This is a genomic window from Sulfuricurvum sp., from assembly GCF_028710345.1.
Lineage (GTDB): Bacteria > Campylobacterota > Campylobacteria > Campylobacterales > Sulfurimonadaceae > Sulfuricurvum.
The window spans coordinates 120,477-133,905 of sequence record NZ_JAQTUH010000006.1; the positions used below are offsets into that span (position 1 = coordinate 120,477).

Consider the following 13,429-nt stretch of genomic DNA (forward strand, 5'->3'; position numbering starts at 1 on the left):
CCCGCCTCCATTAGTGCGCTACCATCGCGATATAATAACAACGCATACAGCGTTCCGCTTCTGCGAGTGCCTCTTCTTGGGTAAAGCCGTATTTCACCTCACGGTTATTATCCCGTCGTTCACCCACGGTAAGAACTTCACTGTGTTGACGCGGCAATCCCGGAAGCCAACCAGCAATCTTCTCTTTTTTGTTATAGACTTTGAGTTTGCGCAAGTGATCTTCCATAATCTCATCGTTCGACAATGTGATTTCACCACTCTGGACATAACGACTCATCACTGACGCGGCACGCTTAGCTTGACCCACGGCATTAACGATGGTCATTGGACCATACTCACAATCCCCAGCCGCAAAAATCCCTTTACGAGAGGTCATGTAATCTTTACCGTTGGTTTTGATCGTCGCCCACGAAGTACGTTCAATCTCCCACTCTTCAGGAATCAGTTTCAAATCGGCACTTTGAGAAACGGCAGGGATGAGATAATCACACTCCATCTCAAAACTAGCCCCTTCGATTTTTTCCAACGTTGCACGTCCACCGTTAGGATCAGGTACGAGTTCAAATCGATCAATCAACAACGATTTGAGAACATTATTCTCATCACGCATCTCCGCAACCGCAGAGTGGAAAATAAATTCTACACCCTCTTCTACCGCTTCATGATACTCTTCATAGGTGGTGTTATTGATGATGGTTCGCTCATCACGACGATAGATCATTACCACTTTTTTGGCATTGGCACGGATTGAACAGCGAACTACGTCCATAGAGGTAAATCCACCCCCGACACACACAACTGTTTTACCGCTCAAATCGACATAATCTTTATCCAACATATGTCTTTTTTGATCCGCTTCGGGAACCATAATGCCGTATTTCACTTCGAGATTCACTTTATCGAGAAAATCGATTGCTCCCCAGTACCCTTGAATCTCAGAACGTTCGTTATCACAATAGACTTTTTTCGAAATACGGGTACCCGTGGCGACCAATACCGCATCATAATCTGATTCATATTGACGCATCATATCGGCGGTCACTTTCGTATTCGTGATAAAGTTCACCCCCAAAGAGCGTACCGCTTCGATGTCTTGATTATATTTGTCAATCGGCATACGGTATTCCGGTACACCAACCGCAACTTCACCGCCAAGAACCGGAAGTTCTTCGAAGACATCCACATCGATTCCATCGAGTGCGAGATAATACGCCCCCGTTAGTCCCGCAGGACCGGCACCAATAACCGCCACTTTTTTACCAATCTTCGGTTTTTGCTCACTTGGGTGAAAAAACCCAAAACCGTGATCAGTCTCGTAATCGGCACCCAAACGTTTAAGTTCCATAATTGAAATCGGCTCATCGAGATTGGTACGTCGACACTCAGTCTCACATGGATGGGGACAAACACGTCCACACGTATGAGCAAGCGGCATTGTTTGACGCGTCGCCATCAACGAATCATCAAAACGCAAATCGCGAACACCCTCGATATAGGCAGGAATATCGACGTGTGCAGGACAAGCATCCATACACGGTGCGGTAATTTTCGCAATGTAGCTAGTATCTTCCAAATGGTAATGTTTGGACGGTGTTTGGTTCTCGATACACGCCATGAACTCAGACTCAAAGTGGGTCATAAGATCTAGCAATGGATTAGGAACCGTTTTGCCGATTTCGCACTTAGAAGTCTCTTGCATCGTCCGAGAAACCTCTTTGAGGTGTTCCATATCAGAAAGCGCACCCTCACCGCGAGCGATTTTATCGAGCAAATCGTACAATATACGTCCGCCCCATCGCCCAGGTGCACAACGACCGCATGCTTCGGAATAGACCTGATACTGTGCAGCATATTCAGTGGCTAAACGGACAACATCAACATCGGGGTTAAACAACGCAACACCGTCCCAACCGATAAACGCTTTGGAATGGGCATGCTCGTTATACTGCTCCGGAAGATTGTAGGCTGATTTTTCCCACTCTTCTTCGGGCTTACCGATATTGTTGATCTGCTCTCCGCGCCATGTGGAGAAATAGACTTTACTCACATTTAGTCCTTAAGCTTGACCACGATGGTCCAATCGACTTCATTGAATTTCAATGAGTTTACAAGTTCAAATCCGTTCTCTTTGACCACATCGGCTGAACGCTGAATAGGGGAAAAATCACCGATCTCAAACAAGAAAATTAAAACCTCTTTTGGCTCTTTCTCTTCTTTTAAAATCTCAACCATGCGGTTTTCAAAAGCACCTTTTAGGTGACGAAGGTCGTAACGTTTCATAAAGTGCTCCTCTTAGCGGTCAACTTCACCGAAGACGATGTTGGTCGTCCCGATGATCGATACTACGTCTGGGATATAGTGTCCCGGTAATAAGTCTGTCAAAATTCCGGTGTGCCAAAATGACGGTGCACGAAGTTTTAGACGATACGGATAAGCTCCACCTTGGCTATTGATGTAATACCCAAGCTCCCCTTTAGGTGATTCGGTTGGGATATACACCTCTCCTACCGGAGGACGCATTCCCTGAGTCACAAGGACGAAATGTTGCATCAATGAGTAGTTTTGGGTCATGATGTCGAGTTTCGGTGCAGAGATATATTGCGGTGCGTGTGCCATCAATGCCGGTTCAGTCCCCGCATACATGTCGATTACTTGGTACAAGATTTTTGCCGACTCACGCATCTCTGCCATGTAAAGTTTATAACGTGCGTAGTTGTCCCCTTTATCCGAAACCGGAACATTGAACTCAACTTCATCATAAAGCTCATACGGCTCCTCTTTACGGATATCCCACTCAACACCCGAAGCACGGAGCATTACCCCTGAACATCCCCAACTAAGCGCCATCTCTTTAGAGATTACACCCACATTCTCCATACGCATTTTCCAGATACGGTTTGTATCGAGCAAGTCTTCGTAGTCTTTGATGTTTTCCGGTAATTTATCCAAAAATTTACGGAGATCACCCAAGAAGTTATCCGGTAGATCAAGCGGAACACCACCGATACGCACTGCTGAATGGGTTAAACGGGCACCACAGTAATCTTCGATCAAATCCATCAAATATTCGCGCTCACGGAAAGCAAACAAGAAAACGGTCATAGCACCGATATCCAAAGCGGTTGTCGCCAACCAAAAGAGGTGTGACATCAAACGGTTCGTTTCCAACAGCAACATACGGATTACTTTCGCACGACGTGGTACTTCCAAGCCGATTAAACGCTCAACTGCCAATGCAAACCCGTAGTTATTTGAGCTTGAAGCGATATAGTCCATACGATCCGTTGTCGGCATGAACTCATTATAGATCATGTTTTCCGCCATCTTCTCCATACCACGGTGAAGATATCCTATATCGGGATGCGCTTTGGTGATTTGTTCTTGTTGCATGTGCAACATAAGGCGTAATTGTCCGTGTGCCGATGGGTGTTGAGGCCCAAAGTTGAGGATCATTTCATTGTCAGCACGATCAAACGTGATGTTTTCAAAAAAGGGTCTAAGACGATTGGATTGTTGCATTCATAGCTCCTTAACGGTCACGATCAGAGATCACAACCGATTTCTCTGCATCAAATTTTTCGATCAAGAATACACCTTCAGCTTCTTGATAAACAAGCGGGGTATCCGGTTCACCATTCGTGATATCTGTTCCACGAGGCACTTCGTGACCCAAACGGGCAAAACGTTCCGTATCATAACGATCGATTCGGGCTGGATCGCGGTTTTCAGGTCCGATAATCTCACGCGCCTCTTTACCGAAGATTTTGTCCACTTCATACCATGCGGCAAACTCATCCCCTTGGAGTGGGTAGGTTTTACGCAATGGGAACCCTTCCCAATCATCCGGCATCAAAATACGTTTCATAAACGGATGGTTGTTGACCACAACACCGAACATATCGTACATCTCACGCTCAGACCAATCAGCGGAGCGGAACAATGATGAGAGGCTTTGGATCGACTCTTTCTCATCGATTTTGCATTTCACCCGAACACGTTTGCGTTTGGACATACTGAGCATTTGGTAGAAAATTTCAAATTTCCCCTCTGCCGCTAACCAATCGATGGCTGAGAGCTCAGAGAGCTGATTATACTCAAGCTCATTTTTCATCAACTCGATAACGCCGAAATTATCAGCAGCCTTAATAATGACTACCATTTGGTCTACTTGGATATACGCATCCAATACGTCAAATTTTGCTTTAATCGCTTCGAGGTCGTGCGTAAACACATCATCACTGCTCACATCGTGTTTCGCCACTTGCGGAGCAACCCAAAAACGGTCAGTATAATACGGTTTTGCTTGGACGTTGTCTTTTGGAGTATACGCTCTCATTACATCAACCTTTTTGGCTTTTGAGCACGAGACGCACTCTCACGACGAATTTTTTGTTGGAGCATCATCACCCCATATTGCAACGTCTCAGGACGTGGGGCACACCCTGGAAGATACAAATCGACAGGGATAACACGATCTACCCCTTGAACCGTTGCGTAAGTGTTAAACATCCCGCCGGTATTCGCACATGAGCCCATAGAGATGACCCATTTCGGCTCTGCCATTTGGTCGTACAAACGGCGAATAAACTCAGCATGTTTTTTGGTCAACGTCCCTGCAACGACCATAAGCTCTGCTTGACGCGGAGAAGCACGGAAAATCGTACCGAAACGGTCAAAGTCATAGCGTGATGCACCCGAAGCCATCATCTCGATACCACAACACGCCAAGCCGTATGTCAACGCCCAAAGTGAATTAGATCGACCCCAGTTAACCACTTTATCAATCGTGGTTAATGCGACAGGTAGACCGCCGTCTTTTAAATAATTTACTTGATGTTGTGCCATTCGAGGGCTCCTTTCTTCCACGCATAAACAAATCCGATAGCCAGTAGCAAGATGAACATCATCATCTCAACAAAACCAAACCAACCAAGCAATTTAAAATCAATCGCCCACGGAAACATAAAAACGATCTCGACATCGAAAAGCAAAAATAGCAATGCAAACAGATAAAACTGTGTCGAAATACGGTTAGGTTGTTTACTCACCTCAGGTCCGCATTCGTACGGAGAGAGTTTTATTTTTTCCGTATCTTTAGCCGCGAGCGCGCGACTGGCTAAACGTGCAATCACCGTGGTTGCATAGAATGCCCCGAAGGTGAGAACAAACAGTACAAATACCCCAAAATAAGGATTTGCTACGTTGTAGTGCTCCATGAATCCGACCTTTTGTGTTGATGGTATCTCCGCAGTTTTACGTGCGGGAAATTAACAATTATTGCACTATAGCCAAGTTTTAGTTAAACATCCCCTTATGCAAAAGAACTTATATCCCTTCTGTTACCTTTCTAAACACTGATGTTTAATTCATAAGTTATCATGTTAAATTATGTCTGGCAACTGTGATTAAAAGCTCATTTAAGCCGTGAATAGGAAAGTTAAGGGGAAGTTATTATTCTCTTTTCGAATAGTTTATGCATTAGGAGATTGTTGAGATTAACAAAAACGTTACTAAAGGGAACAAAAATATTTTGATTTCTTCGATACTTTTAAGAAACTCATTTTTTTGATCTCATTCTCGGCATCCCATGCACCGACACAGAACCTAACTTTGGAAATAAAAGAAGTTGATTGAGTAAAAAGATTACTGCATATATACTTGAGAAAACTCTTTTGCTTTACTTTCATCGGTATAGAATCTTACATCACCCATCATTATATCGCCAGATCTAATAAAAGAAGTTATAAAATAATCTTCTGTTTTTTCGCGTAGCATATATCTATCCGCAAATATTATGTAACCGAAAACAATAGTAGGTCCCTCTATGCTAAATTGATAACTTCCTGCATCAGAATAGCTATTGTCACTATTATCAAAACGATGAACAGATGTTGCATCTGCATTAAATACCCATTTTGAAAAATAACCTAGCTTTCGTCCATATTCTGCTGATACACTATATAAAGTTTTACCAGCAATCATAGATTTAAATCGTTGTGCTTTTGTTTCATTAAGATGAGATTGTGTTTCTTGTAAAGATTTCGCTTTTCCAGTGTATCCAGGAATATTTTTTACTGCTTCGTGCAATGCTATTACATCTGATTCATTCGTAGGAAGACTAATACCAGTAGATTTTATTACATCGATAACATCTGATGTAATGATGATACCATTTGTAGCATTTCCATCTGTATCCAGTGTCTGAAGCATTTGTGCTACAGATACATTATCTTCAAAAATATCACCTTTATCGATGAGATCTTTTGCACTAATCGATCGTAATACAATCTCTCCTATTTTAAACGTACAATCTTTCCCTTTTTCAAATTGAAAACTTCCGTCTATACCTGTCGTACCATTTTGCTCACCACAAACATAATTAATACCACCTACTGCTGAATCAATATAATATCCTACCCCAATTGTAGAATTTTGACTCATGGTAGTGCCCGCATCTGAACTGCCCCCGCAACCTGTAAACAATAATCCTACCCCAATTAATAAACAAAAAGATTTAAATTTTTGACTCATATTCATTCCTTTATTTTGCTATTTTTTAGAATATCAAATATAATATAATAATCATATTAAAGTTGAATTATATTATTTATAGAATCATTTTTTATTCTAATACTATTACAATCTTTAGAGTAACATATTTTATAATGCTAGAGAATCTCATTTTCGATACACTCCTTCAATCAATATTAACTCGTATAACTCATTTTAAACTCAATGCTAAAACTATTTATCATTGTGACTACAAAAAACTCACTGGCACTGCCAAGCAATCCTCTCCAAACGATAAAACGTTTTCACCCATATAAAACACAATCCCCATTACGTGATTTTGACTATTTTTTTGAAAATCTCGGATGTGTTTAAAATCTTCTTTTCCAACACTCATAGATGCTTTGACTTCAATAGCGATAATCTGATTGTCACGTTTTAGGATAAAGTCAATCTCTTTTTTGTCGTTGGTTCGATAGTGATAGATATCGGTTGAGATTTCAGTGAAACTCAAATGTTTCATTAGCTCATTACATACTAATGTTTCAACCAATGCACCTTTATACATCGATTCCTCAAAACTCTGTTGGGTAGTTATTTTCAAAAAATAACTCATCACCCCTGTATCGTTTAGATACAGTTTGGGAGATTTTACGAATTGTTTTCCAATATTCTCAAAATACGGTCTGAGCATTTTTACTTGGAATGTCTGTTCTAAAATGGACAAATAGTTTTCAATCGTCTCAATACGAACTCCAACCTCTTTGGCTAAATCAGATTTCACCAACATCTGAGTACTTCGTGGAGCAATAATGTTCAAAAAGCGAAAATAGCTGTCGATATCGCGTAATTCGGCTAAGTCTCTCGCATCTCTCTCAACGTAGGTGCTAATGTAGGAGGAAAACCATAATCGACGCTCCATCGGCGTAATAAGCTTGAGAGCTTCGGGATAGCCACCCCGTATGATTTGCTCAACTATGTCAGCGTAAGCAATATATTTGCTCTCAAAGGAATGCTCAAACAATGCATCAATGATATTGGTTTTAGGCTCATGGGATTTTTCTTTGAGACTCAAAGGATAAAGCTCGAGTTCTATGATCCGCCCTGCCAACGTATCTTTAGCTTGTTTCATGTCCAATATATTGGCACTTCCGGTGAGGAGGAAATCGCCGTTGCGGCGGTTAGCATCCACATAGAGTTTCAATGCTTCGAGAAGCTCTGGTGCTTTTTGTATTTCATCAATACATGCCGGCTTAGGTAATCGTTGAATAAATCCAATAGGGTCTTCTTTCACGCTAATACGAACACTAATATCATCTAAAACAACATAATGGAGATTAAGATGCGTCGATAAGGTGGACTTGCCCACTTGACGAGCACCTTTTAAAAGGACAATAGGAGAAATTGAAAGTGCTGTTTTTACCAATGTATCAATGCTACGTGCTAACATGATTCAATCCTTTAAATAATACTAGTATAATAGCATATATTATACTAGTATTACAAAGATTGTTATCTTAGCACGACTGATTTATTCTTGAGAGAGATTTTATCGGTTCAAAAACCCAACCGATTTTTCGTTATCGAAGCTTCCCGCTTTCTCTTTTCGTATCTCATCTTCAAAATCGCTCAACATAAAAATCGCGTTATCGCGTGCGGCTACGTTGTAAGCGGTATTTTTTACAATCAGATTAATTTGCCCCCCCGTTAGTGGGTGCGATGTCAATTTGTTCACATCAAATCCCTCTTCAAACGGAGCATTTTTCGGAAGCATCATCTCCCACAGTTTTAAGCGTTGCGATTGATCGGGCTTTTTAAACTCGATTTTGTAGTTAAAACGACGAGAAAATGCTTGGTCAATGTTTTCGAGGAGGTTGGTGGTTGCAATCAAAATCCCTTGGAACTTCTCGATTTGCTCTAAAAAGATATTTTGCATCTGATTGTGCATTTGATCGGCAGATGAGCCTACTCCTGCGGAACGTGATGCTAAAAACTGGTCGGCTTCGTTGAGGAGCAAAATCGGCTCAGTTTTGGTCTGTGCCGTCAAATCGGCATAGGTATCGAAGATTTTACGGACATTTTTTTCCGATTCTCCCACATACATCGAGAGGATTTTGGAACAATCAAAACTAAGCACTTGACGCTTGAGTGAACGTGAGAGTGAGTGGGCGGTTAATGTTTTCCCAGTACCCGGAGGGCCGTAAAAAATAATACGGGCATCAATCCCCGCTTTTTTATCTTTTACCCCCCACGCATGGAGACGGGCAATCACTTCGCGATCCAACTGACGCATCAGGTTTTGGAGGGTTTTTTCGGTTGATGGATTCAGTACCACGTTCTCCAAAGAGGTGATCGGTTCGATGAGTTCAAAAATCTCCTGCTCTTTAATGAGCATATCGAGTTTAAGTTTGCTCGCTTTTTTCTTTTTTTGGGGATGCATAATCGACTGAAGTACCTCATCGACAATGTAAAATGCCCGTGAAATCCCCCCAAATGGGTTGAGCATCTCTTCATAATCGATCACGTCATCGTTAATAAGTCGCGCCCCATCTTCGAGCAACGCACGGTTTTTGATCCGCTCATAATCATCAAAACTAATCAAATCGATGAGGGTATTCATCTCTCTTAAATTCCCCTCGGTCGCACTGTACTCCTCTTTTAGCAGTGCTAAAAAAATCACTTGCTCTTTGGGCTCAAGCTTTTTTTGTTTAAAAAAACGATCCAATACCACATCTTGAGAGGTTTGTGCAATCCGCTCACCGATCCGTTTTTCGAGTAAGTCCAGTTTGCTCTGAATACGGTTCACTCCAAGTGAATGGTCGTTTCCGCTATGACGGACAATCGACATTTTTTGGTACAACTCGATACGAAAAAATTGATCTTGGAGATACTCCAAATGATCGGCATAAGGTTTAATCTCAGGGAGTGTCATCTCTAATGACCCCTCTTCGAGAAGTTTCATAAATATCGACGTCAATGCCACGGGAGTATTAAAAAGCTCCAACTGAGACAACTCACTAATTTTAATCGGAGTAAAGGAGTGGTGGGTAATCCATCCCAATTCCAAAAGGGTTTTGACTTCGTTAAAATGGGCAAGGTAATCGTAGCTTTCTGCTCCGTAAATCTCTTGCAATAGCTCAAAAACGGCTACGTCCTCTTGGGACTGCAAAAATTTTCGGGTGAGAAGCTGTAAAATTTTTGCCTCATCTATCGTACATTTGAGTTGGGCAAAAATGTGGGTTTTCTCGATATGTTTGTTCTCTAAAAAATCAATCAGATATTTCAATAGTTTCCTTGTTGTTTTAACACTCGTTTGAGTACTTTTCCGGTGGCAGTTTTCGGGAGAGATTCTACCACAGTTATCGTTTTAGGGATTTTAAAGGCGGCGAGATGCTCTTTGAGTTGAGCTTTGATTTGAGCGGGAGTTGTCTGTTCAAACCCCTCTTCGAGTTCGATAAACGCAATCGGAACCTCTCCGCTGTGCGGATCGTTCATACCGATTACCGCCGCAAGCTTAACACTGGGTAACAGCATCATCTGCTCTTCAATCTGGCGTGGATAGATATTGATCCCTTTCGAGATAATCAAATCTTTAATACGATCGACGATATAAACGTATCCCTCTTCGTCCACTTTGGCGATATCACCGGTACGAAGCCAGCCGTTTTGGATCGTTTCGGCACTCTCGGATGGATTGTTCAAATACCCCTGCATAACACAGTCCCCTTTGACAATCAACTCACCCGCTTCACCAATAGGGAGCTCAACCATCTCCTCATTGACAATTTTTACCTCATACCCATAGAGCGGTAATCCGACTGAGAGGGTTTTTTGTTTCTCTATCGGATTAATAATCACCGCAGGAGAACATTCACTCAATCCATACCCCTCTAACATCGTAGCACGCTTAAACGTTGCACGAAATCGGTTAAGGGTGTCTTGGTTTAGCGCCGATCCCCCGGAAACAAAAACACGAATACGGTTAAACCACAAAAAATACCACGGTAATTTCGCGCGGATAAGGGCATTGTAAATATCAGGTACACCCATAAATATCGTTACTTGTTTGAGTAATGTTTGCTTAATAATATTACTAAACGGCAGAATAGAAGGGATGATCACAAAAGAGGCCTGCACGAAAAACGGGAGTATCACCATAATCGAAAACGTAAACGAATGAAACATAGGGAGATAGACGATGAAACGATCCCGTGAACTCAAATCAAAACGCTCACGTGCAGCGACAAGGTTTGAAAAAAGGTTTCGATTACTAATCATCGCACCCTTTGGATGTCCCGTCGTACCGGAGGTATAAAAGATGACGGCGGTGTCATCGAGTTTTGCTGAACTTGGGGTATGGGTGTGTAAATGGGTAGAGAGAATCTCATCCAATACCAAATGGCATCGATCCTCTTTTGGGGCTTTATCAATCCAGATAGTATGTTCTAATGATGCGACGGCTGTGCACAGTGACTCAACCTCTTTGGCAAATTTAGAAGCAGTAATCAGTAGTTTCGCACCGCAATCGTCTAAAATATAGGAATATTCCTCATTTTTAAGCATCGTGTTAATCGGTACGGTTACCGCACCGAGCTTACTGATAGCAAAGACACTTTGGACAAACTCTACACTGTTGGGGCAGATAAGAGCAACCCTATCACCCCCTCCGATCCCTATCAGTTCTAATGCACGGGCAAGTTGATCAACACTCTCTAAAAATTGTGTATAGGTAAAGCTCTTATCCTCGATAAAGATAACCTTTTTGGAAGATTTCTCTTCCGAAACGGAGAAGAGCATTTCATAAAAGTTAGAATACGGATACGAGATCAAAAGCGGTACTCGATTCCGGCGGTAACCAAATAGGCTTTTGCGTTAGAAAACTCTCCATTGACGGGATTACTACCACTACTCTGGTGTACTTCACGTGATTCTTTCATATCAACTAATCCGGCTAAACCGATATTCCATGAAGGGGTGATTTGATAACGAGCACCAAGAGAAAAAATCCATGCATTAGAATCGGGAAGTTCATACCCTAATGTTGCTTCCGGTGTTGGACTTTCATCATACGCAATCCCTGCCATTGCCGTTAGTTTATCAATTTTTTGAGTCAAGCCAAGACGGTAAGTATTAGTGTTTTCATAATTTTTTGGTATAGGAGTCCCAAAAGCAACTGTCGCGGCATTTGGTGTTCCACTGTAGTCAAAATCCAAATTTTTATACGCTGACCAATAGGTTCGCTCATATACCGCTTCTACGGTAGTCTCCGTTTCAAACGTATAAGCTGTCGCAAGGTTGAGAGCAGCAGGCAGTGGAATAGAAACACTGGCTGGACCGCTGTAAGCAGCATGTGTTGGATAAGCAGATGGAAGATAATTAAGCGTTGCACTTCCCTCAACATCCAAAGAAATTTTTGAACGATAGGTTGCCGCAAGTGAAAGATTATTAAGAGGTCGATAATTAAGCGCCAAGTTATAACCATAATCGATTGCATCTCCGGTCAAATCGCGAGACACCTGTGTAGCTCCGGTATTACTTTTTACAACACCGTCTGTCCGAACGATTCGAAAGCCAACCCCTAAACTCATCGTATTACTCAACGGCACTGCCATAGTAGGGTTAACCTCTATCGTTTGAAGGGTAAACTCTTCCGCACTCGATTTCGCCGGTTGAGAATCCCACCGTTTTGACAATCCCGCCGGAGCAACAATACTCAACCCTACACGAGCACCGTTATCCCCCAATTTTTTAGAGGTAAAATGGAGTGTTGGAACCAAAAATGATTCACTTTTTGAATCAATATTATATGCACCACTGGTTGATGCATAGTGAATTTTAGAGAGTCCTATATAGGTTGCATCGACTTCGAGCAACCCCGCATCATCATTATAGACCATTGCAGCAGGATTATAATATGCCGCATCCGCGCCGTGTGCATTTGCCACATACGCTGCACCAAGTGCCGTTGCATTGAGTGAACTCTCTGGGATTTTATACCCCCCTGCCAATAGTGTTGCGGCAGTCAATACCGATAAAGTGATGATACGCATTATTTCTCCTGTAGTGAATATAAAAGTGCTATCTCTTGAGCCCAAATCGTCTCATCAATGGTTTCAAGGACGAGTGGAATATCATCCATCCGTGAATCATTCATGATAAATCCAAACGCTTCCAAACCTATTTTCCCTTTACCCAGTGAATCATGGCGATCCACATGGCTTCCTAGGTCTGGTTTAGAATCGTTAATGTGCATCCCTTTGAGATAGTTGAACCCTACAATTGTATCAAACTCTTTCCATGTTGCATCATACGCCTCTCGAGTTCGAATATCATAACCTGCTGTAAACATATGGCACGTATCGATACAAACACCTACTCTTGATTTGTCCTCTATACGCTCTATTATGGCATTTAGATGTTCAAAACGCCATCCTAAATTTGACCCTTGACCCGCCGTATTTTCGATTACGAGTGTGACACCATTCGTAACACTTAACGCTTCATTCATACTGAATGCGATACGATCAATACACTCTTCTTCACTGATTTGTTTCAAATGACTCCCCGGATGGAAGTTCAACCGATCCAATCCCAGCTGAGAACAACGATTCACCTCATCAATAAATGCTTCGAGCGATTTTTGCCGTTTATCCTCTTCGGGATGACCGAGATTGATGAGATACGAATCGTGAGGAAGAATGTGTTTTGGCAAGATTCCGCTTTTGGCAAGATTGGCTTGAAACAGTGCTATCGTCTCATTATCGAGAGGCTTCGCCGCCCACTGTTTTTGGTTTTTGGTAAAAAGGGCAAACGCTTTTGCCCCGATTTTCATTGCATTAAGAGGGGCGTTAAAAACACCGCCCGAAGCGGAAACGTGAGCACCGACAAATTTAGACATTAATATTCCTGATTATTTAAT

At 42.1% G+C, this 13,429-nt stretch carries 12 protein-coding genes; all 12 read right to left on the bottom strand.

The window, feature by feature from the left end; translation table 11 throughout:
- Nucleotides 1-10: 10 nt before the first annotated feature.
- The 12 genes from PHC76_RS09395 to nfo all read right to left on the bottom strand — a co-directional run bounded on the left by PHC76_RS09395 (nucleotide 11) and on the right by nfo (nucleotide 13,408).
- Nucleotides 11-2,047 carry an FAD-dependent oxidoreductase gene (locus tag PHC76_RS09395; RefSeq protein ID WP_299969569.1) on the bottom strand — a complete coding sequence of 679 codons (2,037 nt, stop codon included), beginning with the start codon at nucleotides 2,045-2,047 and terminating at the stop codon, nucleotides 11-13.
- Nucleotides 2,048-2,049: 2 nt separating this feature from the next.
- The gene (locus PHC76_RS09400; protein ID WP_299969566.1) at nucleotides 2,050-2,280 is read right to left on the bottom strand and encodes an NADH-ubiquinone oxidoreductase subunit E family protein; all 231 of its coding nucleotides are present in this window, start codon (nucleotides 2,278-2,280) and stop codon (nucleotides 2,050-2,052) included.
- 12 nt (nucleotides 2,281-2,292) lie between these two features.
- A complete protein-coding gene (nuoD, locus tag PHC76_RS09405) occupies nucleotides 2,293-3,519 on the bottom strand; it encodes an NADH dehydrogenase (quinone) subunit D (protein WP_299969563.1) in 1,227 nt (408 codons plus the stop codon).
- A gap of 10 nt (nucleotides 3,520-3,529) precedes the next feature.
- Complete coding sequence (locus PHC76_RS09410) at nucleotides 3,530-4,336, bottom strand: NADH-quinone oxidoreductase subunit C (protein WP_299969561.1); 807 nt, start codon at nucleotides 4,334-4,336, stop codon at nucleotides 3,530-3,532.
- The gene (locus PHC76_RS09415; RefSeq protein ID WP_299969559.1) at nucleotides 4,336-4,845 is read right to left on the bottom strand and encodes an NADH-quinone oxidoreductase subunit B family protein; all 510 of its coding nucleotides are present in this window, start codon (nucleotides 4,843-4,845) and stop codon (nucleotides 4,336-4,338) included. The genes PHC76_RS09410 and PHC76_RS09415 overlap by 1 nt, the downstream gene beginning before the upstream one ends.
- Complete coding sequence (locus PHC76_RS09420; RefSeq protein ID WP_299969556.1) at nucleotides 4,827-5,216, bottom strand: NAD(P)H-quinone oxidoreductase subunit 3; 390 nt, start codon at nucleotides 5,214-5,216, stop codon at nucleotides 4,827-4,829. Before PHC76_RS09420 ends, PHC76_RS09415 begins: the two co-directional genes overlap by 19 nt.
- A gap of 427 nt (nucleotides 5,217-5,643) precedes the next feature.
- Nucleotides 5,644-6,531, bottom strand: coding sequence for a hypothetical protein (locus tag PHC76_RS09425; protein WP_299969553.1), 888 nt, complete (start codon nucleotides 6,529-6,531; stop codon nucleotides 5,644-5,646).
- 229 nt (nucleotides 6,532-6,760) lie between these two features.
- A complete protein-coding gene (locus tag PHC76_RS09430; RefSeq protein ID WP_299969551.1) occupies nucleotides 6,761-7,960 on the bottom strand; it encodes an ATP-binding protein in 1,200 nt (399 codons plus the stop codon).
- Nucleotides 7,961-8,059: 99 nt separating this feature from the next.
- The gene (locus PHC76_RS09435) at nucleotides 8,060-9,796 is read right to left on the bottom strand and encodes an ATP-binding protein (protein WP_299969548.1); all 1,737 of its coding nucleotides are present in this window, start codon (nucleotides 9,794-9,796) and stop codon (nucleotides 8,060-8,062) included.
- Nucleotides 9,793-11,337, bottom strand: a complete 1,545-nt coding sequence (locus PHC76_RS09440; protein WP_299969870.1) for a long-chain-fatty-acid--CoA ligase — start codon at nucleotides 11,335-11,337, stop codon at nucleotides 9,793-9,795. Before PHC76_RS09440 ends, PHC76_RS09435 begins: the two co-directional genes overlap by 4 nt.
- Nucleotides 11,337-12,560 carry an outer membrane protein transport protein gene (locus tag PHC76_RS09445; protein ID WP_299969545.1) on the bottom strand — a complete coding sequence of 408 codons (1,224 nt, stop codon included), beginning with the start codon at nucleotides 12,558-12,560 and terminating at the stop codon, nucleotides 11,337-11,339. The genes PHC76_RS09440 and PHC76_RS09445 overlap by 1 nt, the downstream gene beginning before the upstream one ends.
- Complete coding sequence (gene nfo / locus PHC76_RS09450) at nucleotides 12,560-13,408, bottom strand: deoxyribonuclease IV (protein WP_299969543.1); 849 nt, start codon at nucleotides 13,406-13,408, stop codon at nucleotides 12,560-12,562. Before nfo ends, PHC76_RS09445 begins: the two co-directional genes overlap by 1 nt.
- Nucleotides 13,409-13,429 lie beyond the last annotated feature (21 nt).